This is a genomic window from Streptomyces sp. NPDC087300, assembly GCF_044744425.1.
Classification (GTDB): domain Bacteria; phylum Actinomycetota; class Actinomycetes; order Streptomycetales; family Streptomycetaceae; genus Streptomyces.
In genome coordinates, this window is the sequence record NZ_JBIUYI010000006.1 from 453241 (window position 1) to 467727 (window position 14487).

14 protein-coding genes are annotated in these 14487 nt (G+C 68.9%); 8 read left to right on the forward strand and 6 right to left on the reverse strand.

Annotated features, from left to right (window positions below):
* Positions 1–3: 3 nt before the first annotated feature.
* From rnpA to ACIO9J_RS27095, 8 genes are all read left to right on the forward strand, one after another.
* Positions 4–375 carry a ribonuclease P protein component gene (gene rnpA / locus ACIO9J_RS27060; RefSeq protein ID WP_079043244.1) on the forward strand — a complete coding sequence of 124 codons (372 nt, stop codon included), beginning with the start codon at positions 4–6 and terminating at the stop codon, positions 373–375.
* Positions 372–728, forward strand: coding sequence for a membrane protein insertion efficiency factor YidD (gene yidD, locus ACIO9J_RS27065; protein ID WP_402004748.1), 357 nt, complete (start codon positions 372–374; stop codon positions 726–728). Before rnpA ends, yidD begins: the two co-directional genes overlap by 4 nt.
* Positions 729–731: 3 nt before the next feature.
* The gene (gene yidC / locus ACIO9J_RS27070; protein WP_402004751.1) at positions 732–2030 is read left to right on the forward strand and encodes a membrane protein insertase YidC; all 1299 of its coding nucleotides are present in this window, start codon (positions 732–734) and stop codon (positions 2028–2030) included.
* A 14-nt stretch (positions 2031–2044) separates the two neighbouring features.
* A complete protein-coding gene (locus tag ACIO9J_RS27075; protein ID WP_402004754.1) occupies positions 2045–2557 on the forward strand; it encodes a protein jag in 513 nt (170 codons plus the stop codon).
* Positions 2558–2657: 100 nt separating this feature from the next.
* Entirely contained in the window at positions 2658–3374 is a 717-nt protein-coding gene (gene rsmG, locus ACIO9J_RS27080) for a 16S rRNA (guanine(527)-N(7))-methyltransferase RsmG (protein WP_402004757.1), read from the forward strand.
* 315 nt (positions 3375–3689) lie between these two features.
* Positions 3690–4766, forward strand: coding sequence for a ParA family protein (locus tag ACIO9J_RS27085; RefSeq protein WP_402005415.1), 1077 nt, complete (start codon positions 3690–3692; stop codon positions 4764–4766).
* The gene (locus ACIO9J_RS27090; RefSeq protein WP_402004760.1) at positions 4763–5857 is read left to right on the forward strand and encodes a ParB/RepB/Spo0J family partition protein; all 1095 of its coding nucleotides are present in this window, start codon (positions 4763–4765) and stop codon (positions 5855–5857) included. The genes ACIO9J_RS27085 and ACIO9J_RS27090 overlap by 4 nt, the downstream gene beginning before the upstream one ends.
* Positions 5858–6179: 322 nt before the next feature.
* The gene (locus ACIO9J_RS27095) at positions 6180–6797 is read left to right on the forward strand and encodes a GNAT family N-acetyltransferase (RefSeq protein WP_402004763.1); all 618 of its coding nucleotides are present in this window, start codon (positions 6180–6182) and stop codon (positions 6795–6797) included.
* A gap of 73 nt (positions 6798–6870) precedes the next feature.
* On the opposite strand, the gene trxA is transcribed toward ACIO9J_RS27095, so the two are convergent.
* The 6 genes from trxA to murJ form a co-directional block, all read right to left on the reverse strand.
* Entirely contained in the window at positions 6871–7203 is a 333-nt protein-coding gene (gene trxA, locus ACIO9J_RS27100; protein ID WP_055544620.1) for a thioredoxin, read from the reverse strand.
* Between the two features lie 40 nt (positions 7204–7243).
* Positions 7244–8203, reverse strand: coding sequence for a thioredoxin-disulfide reductase (gene trxB / locus ACIO9J_RS27105; protein WP_402004767.1), 960 nt, complete (start codon positions 8201–8203; stop codon positions 7244–7246).
* A 215-nt stretch (positions 8204–8418) separates the two neighbouring features.
* The gene (locus tag ACIO9J_RS27110) at positions 8419–9417 is read right to left on the reverse strand and encodes an anti-sigma factor family protein (RefSeq protein WP_402004770.1); all 999 of its coding nucleotides are present in this window, start codon (positions 9415–9417) and stop codon (positions 8419–8421) included.
* Entirely contained in the window at positions 9414–10124 is a 711-nt protein-coding gene (gene sigM, locus ACIO9J_RS27115; protein ID WP_402005418.1) for an RNA polymerase sigma factor SigM, read from the reverse strand. The genes ACIO9J_RS27110 and sigM overlap by 4 nt, the downstream gene beginning before the upstream one ends.
* A 65-nt stretch (positions 10125–10189) precedes the next feature.
* The gene (locus ACIO9J_RS27120) at positions 10190–11905 is read right to left on the reverse strand and encodes a serine/threonine protein kinase (protein WP_402004773.1); all 1716 of its coding nucleotides are present in this window, start codon (positions 11903–11905) and stop codon (positions 10190–10192) included.
* Between the two features lie 118 nt (positions 11906–12023).
* Complete coding sequence (gene murJ, locus ACIO9J_RS27125) at positions 12024–14459, reverse strand: murein biosynthesis integral membrane protein MurJ (protein WP_402004776.1); 2436 nt, start codon at positions 14457–14459, stop codon at positions 12024–12026.
* Positions 14460–14487 lie beyond the last annotated feature (28 nt).

Genomic DNA, 14487 nt, shown 5'->3' on the forward strand with positions numbered 1-14487 from the left:
GTCGTGCTGCCTACCGAGCATCGGCTGAGGCGGCGCGAAGACTTCGCGACCGCGGTACGCCGAGGACGCCGGGCCGGACGCCCGCTTCTCGTCGTCCATCTACGTAGCGGCGCAACGGACCCGCACGTGCCTGGGGAGACCATTCCCCCGACACGTGCGGGTTTCGTCGTCAGCAAGGCCGTGGGTGGCGCCGTCGTGCGCAACGTGGTGAAGCGCAGACTTCGCCACTTGATGCGCGACCGGCTGGCCTCGTTGCCCCCCGGTAGCCTGGTAGTCGTACGAGCGCTGCCCGGTTCGGGCGACGCCGACCATGCACAGCTGGCCCGAGACCTGGATGCCGCCCTCCAGCGGCTGCTGGGAGGGGGCGCGCGATGAAGTACCCGCTGCTGGCTCTTATCAAGCTGTACCAGTGGACGATCAGTCCGCTCCTGGGCCCGGTGTGCAAGTACTACCCATCGTGTTCCCGCTACGGCTTCCTGGCCATCGACCGGCACGGCGCTATCAAGGGAACGGCGCTCACCGCCTGGCGCATCCTGCGGTGCAATCCGTGGTCGCTGGGCGGTGTCGATCATGTTCCGCCGCGCAAGCGTCCGCGGTGGCACGAGATGCTGCGCACTGCCTGGCGCGAACGCAAGGGCGGGCCCTCCGCCGCAGGCACGCCGACCGGGAATCCTTCCCCGGCCCCGGCCGCCGAGACCGAGACCCCGTCCCATGCTCAAGGAGCTTGATTAGTGGACACGATTGCCAGTCTCTTCAGCTTTATCACCACACCAGTCTCGTGGGTCATCGTCCAGTTCCACTCGGTGTACGGGAAGATCTTCGGTCCCGACACGGGCTGGGCCTGGGGCCTGTCCATCGTGTCCCTGGTGATCCTGATCCGGATCTGCCTGATCCCGCTCTTCGTGAAGCAGATCAAGGCGACTCGGGCGATGCAGACGCTGCAGCCCGAGATGAAGAAGATCCAGGAGCGCTACAAGAGCGACAAGCAGCGCCAGTCCGAAGAGATGATGAAGCTGTACAAGGAGTCGGGTACCAACCCGCTCTCCTCGTGCCTTCCCATCCTGGCGCAGTCCCCGTTCTTCTTCGCCCTGTACCACGTGCTCAACGGCATCGCGACGGGCAAGACGATCGGTGTCATCGACGATCAGCTCCTGGAGAGCGCGCGTAAGGCGCACATCGTCGGTGCCCCGCTGGCCGCGAAGTTCACCGACGGTGCCGACAAGGTCGCCTCCCTCGGCGCCACCCTGACGGATGTCCGGGTCGTCACCGCGGTCATGATCGTCCTGATGTCGGCCTCGCAGTTCTTCACGCAGCGCCAGCTGATGACGAAGAACGTGGACACCACGGTCAAGACGCCGTTCATGCAGCAGCAGAAGATGCTGATGTACGTCTTCCCGGTCATGTTCGCCGTGTTCGGCATCAACTTCCCCGTCGGTGTCCTCGTCTACTGGCTGACCACCAACGTGTGGACCATGGGTCAGCAGATGTTCGTGATCCGCCGCAACCCGACCCCGGGCTCCAAGGCCCAGGCCGCCTTCCTCGAGCGCCTGCAGAAGCAGATCGGGCACACCAAGAAGGTGAAGGGCCGCGGCAACACGAACGTCATCAAGGCGATCGTCGCCAAGGGCCGGGACCGCAACGAGTTCGAGCGGAAGTTCATCAACGGCCTGACGAAGGCGGGCCTCGCGGCTCAGGCCGACGGCACCGTGGTGGAGAGCGAGTCCGCCGTCGCCACCGAGACCGAGGACGGCACGCCCACCGGCGGTGCCCCCAAGCGTCAGCAGCCCAAGCGTCAGAGCAAGGCACAGCGCCAGTCCGGCACTGCGCAGGGCGCCGGCAAGGACGACGACCCGGAAGCGAAGACGTCGCTGGAGAAGGCTCAGGACCAGCCTGAGGACGCTGCCCCCAAGGCCAAGCCGGCGGGTGGCAACACGACGGGCAACAAGCCCGGCTCCGGTACCCGCAGCAAAGCCAAGTCGGGACAGCGCAAGGGCCAGCAGCGCCCGAAGCACCCGTCCTCCAAGAAGTAGAAGGAGTCCATCCCGTGACGGAAGGCACCACCTCCGCCGCAGCTGAGGCCGGCGACACTCTCACCCGCCTCGAGCAGGAGGGCGAGATCGCGGCGGACTACCTCGAGGGTCTGCTGGACATCGCTGATCTCGACGGCGACATCGACATGGACGTCGAGGCCGACCGGGCCGCTGTCTCGATCATCAGCGACTCCGGCGGCCGCGACCTGCAGAAGCTGGTCGGCCGCGACGGCGAGGTCCTGGAGGCGCTCCAGGAGCTCACGCGTCTCGCCGTGCACCGCGAGACCGGCGACCGCAGCCGCCTCATGCTGGACATCGCGGGCTACCGCGCCAAGAAGCGCGAGGAGCTCTCCGAGCTGGGCGCCAAGGCCGCGGCCGAGGTGAAGAGCTCCGGTGAACCGGCCAAGCTCGATCCGATGACGCCGTTCGAGCGCAAGGTCGTGCATGATGCGGTCAAGGCCGCCGGCCTGCGCAGCGAGTCCGAGGGCGAGGAGCCGCAGCGCTTCGTCGTCGTGCTCCCCGCCTGATCGGTACAGCGCTTCTCCGGCCCCGTCTGTTCGCAGGCGGGGCCGGTCTTTGTCAGCCTGATAGTCAGCCACACCAGTGCGGTACGGAAGGACGGTCCCCGTGACGGAGGCAGCGGAGCTCCCCCCGGCGCCCGAGGAGGCGCGCACGGTTTTCGGTGATCGCTATGCGGACGCGGTCCGGTACGCGGAACTGCTGGCCGATGCAGGAGTGCAGCGCGGCCTGATCGGCCCTCGTGAAGTGCCCAGGCTGTGGGAGCGGCACCTGCTGAACTGCGCGGTGCTGTCCGAGGTCGTGCCCGAGGGTGTCACGGTGTGCGATGTCGGCTCCGGCGCCGGACTGCCGGGCATCCCGCTCGCCCTCGTCCGCCCCGACCTGAAGATCACGCTCCTCGAACCGCTGCTGCGGCGCACGAACTTCCTCACCGAAGTCGTCGAGCTGCTCGGCCTCGACCACGTGACGGTCGTGCGCGGCCGCGCCGAAGAGGTCCTGGGCAAGCTGCCGCCCGTCCATGTGGTGACCGCGCGGGCCGTCGCACCGCTGGACCGCCTGGCGGCCTGGGGCGTTCCCCTGCTCCGTCCGTACGGAGAAATGCTCCTCCTCAAGGGCGACACCGCCGAGGAAGAGGTCAAGGCGGCGGGGGCCGCGCTCAGCAAGCTCGGCGCGGTGGACACCTCGGTGCTGCATGTCGGCGAGGGCGTCGTCGATCCGCAGTCCACGGTCGTCCGGGTCGAGGTCGGCGAGAGCCCGGGTGGTGTCCGCTTCGCGGCGAAGCGAGCCAAGGCGGCCCGTGCGGGACGGGCCCGCCGGCGTCGCTGACGGTGTCGTACGGCAAAGCGAGAGGCGCTCCCCCGCTCAATGGGGGAGCGCCTCTCGCTTTGCCGCGTGCAAGGGTGGCTGATCTGGTTACGGAAATGCCTCTAATCGGAGTGTTGCGGACAAAACGGTCTAGCTATTGGCATCGTGTTTCACGTGAAACGTCGCTCACTGCTGCATGGCATCATCAGTCGCGGCCGCGCTGCGGAACCTCGCGACCGTCGGCCACTCGGTTCCCTCGATAAGGGCACGGAGTTGTCCACAGAGGTGGATTCGTCCACAGAAGACCGGGCCTCGCTGGTTCACCACCCCGAAAGCATGGGAGGCTCTGTTCATTGCGAGCCTGATGTCGAGGAGAGTGAATCCTTGCGGTCCGACGCCAACATCGCGGGACCGATGACCGATCCGGTCCCCGGTCCCCGTACCGAGTCGGCGGGGGAGGATGTTTCACGTGAAACACCGACCCCGATGGACGACACACCCATCGGTCGTGCTGCCCAACTGGCGGTGGAAGCCCTGGGGCGTGCGGGCGAAGGCCTGCCGCGCCCCGAGCAGACGCGCGTCATGGTGGTCGCCAACCAGAAGGGTGGAGTGGGCAAGACGACGACGACCGTCAATCTCGCCGCTTCGCTCGCTCTGCACGGCGCACGCGTCCTGGTGATCGACCTCGACCCGCAGGGCAACGCCTCCACGGCTCTCGGTATCGACCATCACGCCGATGTGCCATCCATCTATGACGTCTTGGTCGAGAGCAAGCCGCTCTCCGAGGTCGTTCAGCCGGTACCTGATGTCGAGGGTCTCTTCTGCGCCCCCGCCACCATCGATCTCGCCGGTGCGGAGATCGAGCTGGTGTCGCTGGTGGCCCGTGAGAGCCGGCTGCAGCGGGCGATCCAGGCGTACGAGCAGCCGTTGGACTACATCCTCATCGACTGCCCGCCATCGCTGGGACTGCTGACGGTCAACGCCCTGGTTGCCGGTGCGGAGGTGCTGATCCCCATCCAGTGCGAGTACTACGCACTGGAGGGCCTCGGTCAGCTCCTGCGCAACGTCGATCTGGTGCGGGGCCACCTCAACCCCAACCTGCACGTGTCGACGATCCTGCTCACCATGTACGACGGCAGGACCCGACTCGCCTCCCAAGTGGCGGACGAGGTCCGCAATCACTTCGGTGACGAGGTTCTGCGGACGAGCATCCCGCGGTCGGTACGTATCTCCGAAGCGCCGAGCTACGGACAGACGGTGCTCACCTATGACCCGGGATCGAGTGGCGCCCTGTCCTACTTCGAGGCCGCGCGAGAGATCGCGCTGCGCGGAGTGGGCGTGCGGTACGACGTCCAACACGCCCACACGGGCGCTCAGAATGACCAGCAGAACATGACGGAGGGGATGCAGTGAGCGAGCGACGGAGAGGGCTGGGCCGAGGCCTCGGAGCCCTGATCCCTGCAGCCCCGACGGAGAAGCAGGCCCCCCAGAGCGTGGGCGGCGCCTCGACCTCTCCCTCGGCGGTGCCGGTGCTGACCGCCGAACGCGGCGTGGCGGCGGCGAAGGTGACGGCACTCCCGCAGAGTCCCGTTTCACATGAAACACCGGAGCCGGTACCGGCGCAGGCGTCGGAGAACCAGTCCGTGGCGGGTGCGTACTTCGCCGAGCTGCCGCTGGACTCCATCAAGCCCAACCCGCGACAGCCGCGAGAGGTGTTCGACGAGGACGCGCTCGCCGAGCTGGTGACCTCCATCAAGGAGGTCGGTCTTCTCCAGCCGGTCGTCGTACGACAGTTGGGCCCCGCGCGCTACGAGCTCATCATGGGCGAGCGGCGCTGGCGGGCCTGTCGTGAGGCGGGCCTGGAGCGCATCCCGGCGATCGTGCGGGCCACGGACGACGAGAAGCTCCTCCTGGACGCGCTGCTCGAGAACCTGCACCGCGCCCAGCTGAACCCGCTGGAAGAGGCAGCCGCCTACGACCAGCTGCTCAAGGACTTCAACTGCACGCATGACCAGCTCGCGGACCGGATCGGCCGATCCCGCCCGCAGGTCTCCAACACGCTGCGGCTCCTCAAGCTGTCGCCCGCCGTACAGCGCCGGGTCGCCGCCGGGGTGCTCTCTGCGGGACACGCCCGTGCGCTGCTCTCCGTCGACGACTCGGAGGAGCAGGACAGGCTCGCCCACCGGATCGTGGCCGAGGGCCTCTCGGTGCGCGCCGTGGAGGAGATCGTGACCCTCATGGGGTCGCGTCCGCAGAGTGCTCCGAAGGCCAAGGGACCGCGTGCGGGAACCCGGCTCTCGCCCGCTCTCAGCACCCTGGCGACCCGGCTCTCCGACCGGTTCGAAACCCGGGTGAGGGTGGACCTGGGCCAGAAGAAGGGCAAGATCGTCGTCGACTTCGCCTCTCTCGAGGACCTGGAGCGCATCCTCAGCACGCTCGCCCCGGGAGAGGGCCCGGTCCTCCAGAACGGCTCCTCGGAGGACTCCGAGGAGGAGGCCTCCTAGGACGGCAGGGGCCTGGTCCCAGCCACCGGTACCGCGAGAGCGGGCCGTGTTCCGGTGCACACCGGAACACGGCCCGCTCTTTGCTTGCTTACGGTATCGACGCAATCGCATCGTGGATACGATGCGTTCAGGTATGGCGCATCCACCTGACGGCACCTCATGGGGAGGCAGGGGCCATGCGAACGATGAGCCGCACCGGACTGATGACCGCGGGCCTCGGACTGGGAGCGGTCGGCGGGTTCGTCGGCAGCCTCCTCAGGGAACGCAGCGCTCTGACAGCCGCCCGCAGCGCGGCCGGCGAAGGAAGTGAGGAACTGCCTTCATGGGGCGTCGGCTCGTACCGCTCACGCTGGACAACCTCCCGGACCTTCCCAACCGCTGCCGCGCGTGCGTCTTCTGGGAGCTCGATCCGGTCAGCGGACAAGCCGCGATAAAGGCCGGGACCCCGGAGCTGGAGAAGGAGGCGTGGATCTCCGCCGTCCTCCTGGAATGGGGATCCTGCGGCCGCGTCGTCTACGTCGACGACGTGCCGGTGGGTTTCGTGCTCTACGCGCCACCGGCCTACGTCCCGCGCTCCACGGCCTTTCCCACGAGCCCTGTGTCCCCCGACGCCGTCCAGTTGATAACCGGGTGGATCATGCCCGGCTACCAGGGCCAGGGGCTCGGGCGCGTCATCGTGCAGACCGTGGCGAAGGATCTGCTGCGCAGAGGGGTCAAGGCGATCGAGGCGTTCGGGGACGCGCGGTGGGAGAAGCCGGCGTGTGTACTGCCCGCGGAGCATCTCCTGGCGGTCGGGTTCAAGACCGTCCGGCCGCACCCGGCCTATCCCCGGTTAAGGCTGGAGTTGCGTACGACGATCTCCTGGAAGGAAGACGTCGAGCTGGCGCTCGACCGGCTGCTCGGCGCGGTGCAGAAGGAACCCGCGCTGCGGCCGCTCTGACTCCGGAACGGCGAATGGACCAGCCCCCGCGGGGACTGGTCCATTCGTGTTTCACGTGAAACATCGCCACCGATTACTCGGCGATGAAGTCCTCGAGGTCGCGGACGATCGCGGCCTTCGGCTTGGCGCCGACGATGGTCTTGGCGACCTCGCCACCCTGGTACACGTTCAGGGTCGGGATCGACATGACGCCGTACTTGGCGGCCGTGCCCGGGTTCTCGTCGATGTTGAGCTTGACGATCTCGATCTTGTCGCCGTACTCGGCGGCGATCGCCTCGAGGGACGGCGCGATCTGGCGGCACGGTCCGCACCAGGCGGCCCAGAAGTCCACCAGGACGGGCTTGTCGTTCTTGAGGACGTCCTCGTCGAAGGAAGCGTCGGTCACGTTCTTCAGGGTGCCGGCCACGGCAGTCTCCTTAACTTGGTGCGGTGGGGAAGATGGGGGGTCAGACGGTGGCGGCCGCGGTCTCGCTGTCGGCGAGAGCGGCGAGGAAACGCTCGGCGTCGAGAGCGGCGGAGCAGCCGGTGCCGGCCGCCGTGATCGCCTGACGGTAGGTGTGGTCGACGACGTCACCGGCGCCGAAGACACCGGTCAGGTTCGTCCGGGTCGACGGCGCTTCGACCTTCAGGTAGCCCTCGTCGTCGAGCTCCAACTGACCCTTGAAGAGCTCCGTGCGCGGGTCGTGGCCGATCGCGATGAACAGACCGGTCACCGGCAGCTCGGACGTCTCGCCCGTCTTCAGGTTGCGCAGCGTCAGTCCGGAGAGCTTCTGGTCGCCCTTGATCTCGGCGATCTCGCTGTCCCAGACGAACTTGATCTTCGGGTCGGCGAAGGCGCGCTCCTGCATCGCCTTGGAGGCGCGCAGGCTGTCGCGGCGGTGCACGATCGTCACGGACTTGGCGAAGCGCGAGAGGAAGGTGGCCTCCTCCATCGCGGTGTCGCCGCCGCCGATCACGGCGATGTCCTGGTCCTTGAAGAAGAAGCCGTCGCAGGTGGCGCACCAGGAGACACCGCGTCCGGAGAGAGCGTCCTCGTTCGGCAGACCGAGCTTGCGGTGCTGGGAGCCGGTCGTGACGATGACGGCCTTCGCGCGGTGCACGGTGCCGGCGGTGTCCGTCACGGTCTTGATCTCGCCGCTCAGGTCAACGGTGACGACGTCGTCGGGCACGAGCTCGGCGCCGAAGCGCTCGGCCTGGGCGCGCATGTTGTCCATGAGCTCAGGGCCCATGACACCGTCCTGGAAGCCGGGGAAGTTCTCCACCTCGGTGGTGTTCATCAGCGCACCGCCTGCGGTGACGGCGCCCTCGAACACCAGCGGCTTCAGCGACGCGCGCGCGGTGTAGAGCGCCGCCGTGTAGCCGGCGGGCCCGGAGCCGATGATGATCACGTTACGGACGTCGGTCACGGCTTGATTCCTCGTCTCTGGGGACTGCTGCGTACTGCTGGCGGGGGCCCTTATCAGGACTCTCACCCCACCCAACGGATCCTACGGGGCATGCATTCCCCGACGTGTCCGCGCGCACGGAAGCGTGTCAGAACGGGAGAGTGCCATGCACCACAAGGCTCCTGGCAGCAGCGTTCCCGAGCCGTGAACCGGCCCGGGAAAAACACTCCGAGACGTCAGCCCTGAGGGTAGGAGTGCTCCGCCAGAACCTTGCCCTTGGACGGCGAGGACTTGCCCACGCAGGCGGCGTCGACGACGTACGCGGACACCTTGGTCGCATCCGAGGTGTGGGGCGTCACGACGAGGTAGGCCTTCTTGCCCTCGTAGGTGCCTTCCTCGGCGGCGATCGGCGTGCCGTCACCGATGCCGCGCTGGATGCACGTCGGAACGTCGACGCTGGCCGTGCTCAGCGGGGACTTCGACCCCGGGGACTCCGGGCTGGAGCGGGTGTCGAAGGAGGGATGGGACCCGTCCGTCTTCCCCGGGCTCTTCACGGAGTTCTTGGCGAGGAGCTCGGCGACCTTGCCCTTGAGCTTCTCGTCGGCGAAGGAGCTGCTGGCCGCGGTCTGTCGGCCCGCCGACGTCTCGGTGGACCCGCCCGAGTCATCGCTCAGGCTGTAGACCAGCAGCGAGCCGAGCCCGAGGGCGGCTGCCGTGAAGACGGCGCCGAGCACGGTCGTCCGTCGGCGCATGCCGCGCAACCGCCCGCCACGACCGGGACCGGTCGATGCACGAGGGTGTCCCGCCGGGCGATCGGTGGCCGTCCGAGCCGTCGATGAGGGCGATGTTTCACGTGAAACACGCGCGGCGGCGGGTGACGAGGTGGCCGCGGAGACCGACACGGGCTCCGGTACGGCTTCCGCCTCTGCCCTTGTCTCCGCCTCCGCCTCCGTCGAGGCGAAGGGAGCGTCGAGCGACGTGGAATCCAGCAGCGCTTCGGCCGCCAGGGCCGCGTCGATGCGCCCCGCGATGTCGGCGGGCATACGGGGCGGCCCCGGCAGCGTGCCGAGCATGCCCCGGATCTCCTCCAGGGAGGCGTACACATCGGCGCAGAGCTCGCAGCCGTCCAGATGCCGCCGTACGTCGCTCGTGCGCGACGGGGAGAGGAGGCCCTCGGTCAGATCCGAGATCTCAGCGACTTCCGGGTGCCCGGCCGATTCGGTCGTGGTTGTCACGCGCGCCCACCTCCGCCCTTCACAGCAGCTGAATCGCTTGGTCCTGCATCCCGTGGCCCTGCTGCCGGTGGGACGGATGTCCCCTGCGACCGGTTCCTTCCCGAGCCGGGCTTCTTGCTCTCGCCCTCGTCGCCGCCGTCCCCGTTCCGCGTGGGGGTCTCCGTCCGCAGATGAGTGAGGAGCGGCAGCAGTCTGGCTCTGCCCCGCGCACAGCGGCTCTTGACGGTGCCGGTGGGGACGTCGAGGACGTGGGCCGCCTCGGCCACCGGATAGCCCTGCATGTCGACGAGGACGAGCGCCGCGCGCTGATCGTGGGGCAGGGTGCCCAATGCCTCCAGGAGTTCCCGGTGCAGATCGCCGCGCTCCACCGGCGCGGCGGCAGACTCCTCCGGCTCCAGGAGCTGTTCGAGGCGCTCGGTGTCGTCGATCGGGGAGGTCTTGCGGGACGCCGCCTTCCGCGCCCTGTCGAGGCACGCGTTGACGGTGATGCGGTGCAGCCAGGTCGTCACGGCGGACTGGCCCCGGAAGGTGTGCGCCGCGCGGTAGGCCGAGACGAGCGCGTCCTGGACCGCGTCGGCGGCCTCCTCGCGGTCGCCCAGGGTGCGCAGTGCCACGGCCCACAGCCGGTCGCGATGGCGCCTCACGAGCTCGCCGAAGGCGTCCTTGTCGCCTGCCACATGGGCGGCGAGGAGGTCCTGGTCGTTCATGTCACCGAGCTCGGTGCTGTCCACCTGGAACCCCTCCCCCCAGTGAGCCTTGTCGAACCGGTCCGTCAGCCCGTGAACTTCACGTCCTTGATGGCCTGCTTGTAGCCCGCGCCGTAGTAGCCGTCGGTGGCCGACTTCGGTACCGCCGTCATCCAGAGAAGCACGTAGCGGGACTTCACCGGCTTCTTGCCGGCCTTGACCTTCAGGGTCGTCCCCGATGTCGTACCCGTGCCGATCTTCTTCATCGACGAGACCGGCGTCGAGGGCGACAGCGAATCCGCGGCGTACAGCGTGACCGACGTGTGGGGACCGCCGTACAGCACGCTGATCGACGCGGCGGACACCTCCTGCTCCGAGCCGAGGTCGTAGACGATACCGACACCGGCCTTGTACGGAGCGAGTTCGGGGCCCTCGTTGTACGTCTTGGTGCGCCACACCGTGGCGTCGTTCCCGTCGTACGTGTTGGGGACCTTGTCCGGGTCCTGCGTACGGTTCTCGACGATGTACTCCCTGGCGTCCTCGACGCGCAGGTTCTTCGCGGACTTGGGCTCGCCCTTGTCGCCGCCCCCCGAGGTCTCCGAGGAACCGGGCTCGCCGGAGTTCTCGCGGTCCATCAGGGCGTCCGCGAGCTGCCAGCTGCCCAGGCCGAGGGCCGCGATGAGCAACGCGGACACGGCCCACTTGAGCGCCCTGCCGGTACGGCTCTGCAACGGGGGCGGCGGAGCGGGCATGGCCTGCGTGGCGCCGGGGTGGGGTGCAGGACGGCCGTACGTGCCCTGCTGGTAGGTCGTGCGCTGGTACTCGGGCGGTGCGGTGAAGGCGGGCTCCGGCGGGCGGATGCGGGGCATCTCGCCGATGGCCTTCACCAGCTCCTCCGGCGTCGTGCACGGAGGTTCCTGGCGTGACGCGGTCGCCCCGTCGTTGACGAGCGCGCGCATGGCGAGCTCGGACAGGCCGCGGTGGATGCCCGCGCGCACCTGGTCGGGGGCGATGAGCCCGACGCCCTTGGGAAGCCCGGAGAGGCCGTACGCGTCGTCCTCGTAGGGCCAGCGCTGCGTCAGCCCGGCGTACAGCAGAGCGCCGATCGCCTCGGTGTCGGTGCGCTGGGGGGTGTCGGAGCTGATGCCGCGCAGCGCCGCGTTCACCGCGAGACCGCGGATGCGGTACTGCCCGGTGGAGGTGCGCAGCACGGCGCTGGGCGTCAGCCGCAGATGCGCGAGGCCCTCGCGGTGCGCGGCGGCCATCGCCTGGGACGTCTGCGTGACGAGCTGGTACGCGTCGTGCGCCTCCAGTGGACCCGCCGCGAGGACCGCGGTCAGCTCCGTGGCGTCCGGCAGCCACTCGTGGACTACGTAGACGAGGTCGTTCTCCTCGACGGCGTCCAGGACCTGCACGAAGCGCGGGTCCCCGAGTAGCGCCGAGGAACGGGCCGCCGCGAGCACCGAACGGGCTCGTGGATGGTCGGCGGGCAGGAGATGCACGCCGACGGCGCGGCGCAGCTTCTCGTCCACCGCACGCCAGCTGCTGAAACCGTCCAGACGGGTGACGCACTCTTCGAGTCGATAGCGTCTGGCGAGCTTGTGGCCGCTGTGCAGTTCTGGGGGTGAGGAGGCCCCATGGCTCGTGGGCTTGTCGTTCTCCGCCACGTCTTCGTCTGCTGCCGTGTCCCGCTCCCGGGTCTGGGCCACCCCGTCGGCCGTGGCCTGCTCCGCCTTGGCGGTCAGCGGCTCATCGCCGCTGTTGTCTGCCACGTCGACGGCAGCCGTGCTCCGTTCCGCCACCGTCGTTCCTGCCTCCCCATCCGTTGCGCTTCGTCAGACGCCAAAGCCAATTGTGCCCACAGTCCGGTGCTATGCACGACACGCGGTGGCCGACGATGGTTGTGCGAACCTCTTCATCTCAACGACCGAGACGTCCGCGGACCATACCGACCATCGAGTTGAGCTCGGCGATCCGCATGCGCTTCGCAGCGATGAAGAAGACTCCGAGCAGCACCGCACCGCCCGCGATCAGTGCCGCCAGCGACCCGAGGACGCCCTGTCCGAGCCCCTGGGTGACCGCGTAAGCGGCTCCGCCGCCCAGCATCGCCGCGGGCAGCGCCGCGATTCCCAGACGGGCGTAGGTGCGCATGACGTGGGCGCCGTCCAGGTCGCCGCCGAGCCGCTTGCGCAGCCGGCGCCAGGCGATGCCGACGCCGATCGCGTACGCCAGGCCGTACACGGCCGCCATGCCGGTGACCGCCCAGCGGGTCGGCAGCAGCATGTAGCAGGCGGCGGAGGCGGCGGCGTTGACGACCGCGACGATGACCGTGTTGTAGAACGGCGTCCGGGTGTCCTCGTAGGCGTAGAACGCGCGCAGCACGACGTACTGCACGGAGTAGGGGATCAGGCCGAGGCCAAAGGCCATCAGCATGAAGCCCATGTTCGTGGCCTGGGCGCTGCCCGACGAGCCGAAGATCAGGGTGCACATCGGAATGCCGAGCGCGACGAAGCCGAAGGCGATCGGGACGATGGCCACGGCCGTCGTGCGCAGGCCCTGCGAGATGTCGTCGCGTACCGAACCGGTGTCCCCGTCGTGCGCGGACCGGGCGAGCCGGGGCAGCAGGGCCGCCATCAGGGAGACCGTGATGATGGCTTGCGGCAGGCCCCAGATCAGCTGGGCGTTCGCGTACGCCGCGAAGCCGATGCCGCTGGTCGACGGCAGGTCGGTGGTGGCCGCGGTGGCCAGCTGGGTGACGACCAGCGCGCCCGCCTGGTTGGCCAGTACGAAGAGGATGGTCCACTTCGCGAGCTTGGCGGCCTTGCCCAGCCCGTGGCCCTTCCAGTCGAAGCGCGGACGCAGCCGGAAGCCGGTCTCGCGCAGGTACGGGATCATCGCCAGGGCCTGTACGACGAGGCCGAGCAGGATGCCGATGCCCAGGAGCCGCTCGGCCTGTGGCGGGATGCTGTTGACGGTCATGCCGGACTCCGCCGACGACCCGTACACCCAGATGAACATGCCGAGCGTGAAGATGATGACGACGTTGTTGAGGACCGGCGTCCACATCATCGCGCCGAACTTGCCGCGTGCGTTGAGGATCTGCCCCATCACCACGTGGACGCCCATGAAGAAGATCGAGGGCAGGAAGTAGCGGAGCAGCGTGGTGCCGACCTCGGTGGCCGCCGGGTCGTTCGCGACGGGGACGGACATCACCCGCACCAGTTGCGGGGCGAGGACGATGCCCAGGACGGTGAGCAGGCCGAGCGCCGCCATGACGAGCGTCAGCAGGCGGTTGGCGTAGGCCTCGCCGCCGTCCTCGTCCTCCTTCATGGAGCGCACCAGCTGCGGCACGAACACGGAGTTGAGGCCGCCGCCGACGGTGAGGATGTAGATCATCGTCGGGATCTGGTAGACGACCTGGAAGGTGTCACCGAGCAGGCCGACGCCGAGCGCCGAGACGATCAGGGCGGAGCGGATGAAGCCGGTGAGGCGCGAGACGAGCGTGCCCGCCGCCATGACGGCGCTGGACTTCAGCAGGCTTGACGCGCGGCCGCCCGACTTGGCGGGCGGCGCGGGCGCGGGCGTCGGGGCCGGGGCGGCCGCGGGAGCGGGGACGACCGGCTGGTCGACGGGCGGGTAGCCGCCGTTGACCGGCTGCTGGTAGCCGTTGCCCTGGGGATATCCGTTGCCCTGGGGATAGCCCTCGCCCTGCTGGTATCCGCCGCCCTGCTGATAGGCGTTGCCCTGCGGGTAGCCGCCTTGCGGGTGACCGCCCTGCTGGTAGCTGCCCTGTTGGTAGCCGTCCTGCTGATAGGCGGCTTGCTGGTAGCCCTCCTGCTGGTACCCGTCCTGCGGGTAGGGCGCCTGCTGGCTCCGGTAGCCGCCGGGCTGCTGGTCGCGGAAGAGGTGGGCGAAGGCGTCCGGCTCGTGGTGTTCCTCGCCGGCCTGGGTGACCAGGTCGTCGACGCCCACGAACTGGGTCGTCCTCGCGTCGTCGCCGTACGGGAGGTGGCGGGTGGGGCCCTCCGGCTCGGGGGCCGGGGTCTGGGCCCATACGCGCGGGTCGGGGGCGTGCTGCGCGGTGGGCGGCTGGGCGTACAGCGGCTGCTGTTGCTGGTACGTGCCGGGCGGCGGCGGTGGGTGCGCCGCGCGGTCGTAGAGCGCCTCGTTCACCGGATCCTGGGCGGAGAGGTCCTGCGCCCGGTAGGGATCCTGGTCGTAGGCGTCCTGGAGGTACATGTCCGGCGCTGGCTGCGGTGGCACCTGCCCGTGCTCGGGAGAGCCGGGAGGCGGGCCTCCGGGCGAGGCGGAGCCGCCCGCGCCCTGGCCACGGTCACCGTCGTACGGCGCGTTCATGGTTACCCCACCTCATCGTCCCCGGGCC

Bases quoted from the DNA above. Each gene is read 5' to 3' on its own strand.
- ACIO9J_RS27095 (WP_402004763.1), top strand. From the start codon at position 6,180: ATGGGGCGTCGGCTCGTACCGCTCACGCTGGACAACCTCCCGGACCTT.
- sigM (WP_402005418.1), bottom strand. From the start codon at position 10,124: ATGAACGACCAGGACCTCCTCGCCGCCCATGTGGCAGGCGACAAGGAC.
- murJ (WP_402004776.1), bottom strand. From the start codon at position 14,459: ATGAACGCGCCGTACGACGGTGACCGTGGCCAGGGCGCGGGCGGCTCC.
- ACIO9J_RS27085 (WP_402005415.1), top strand. From the start codon at position 3,690: ATGGGAGGCTCTGTTCATTGCGAGCCTGATGTCGAGGAGAGTGAATCC.
- yidD (WP_402004748.1), top strand. From the start codon at position 372: ATGAAGTACCCGCTGCTGGCTCTTATCAAGCTGTACCAGTGGACGATC.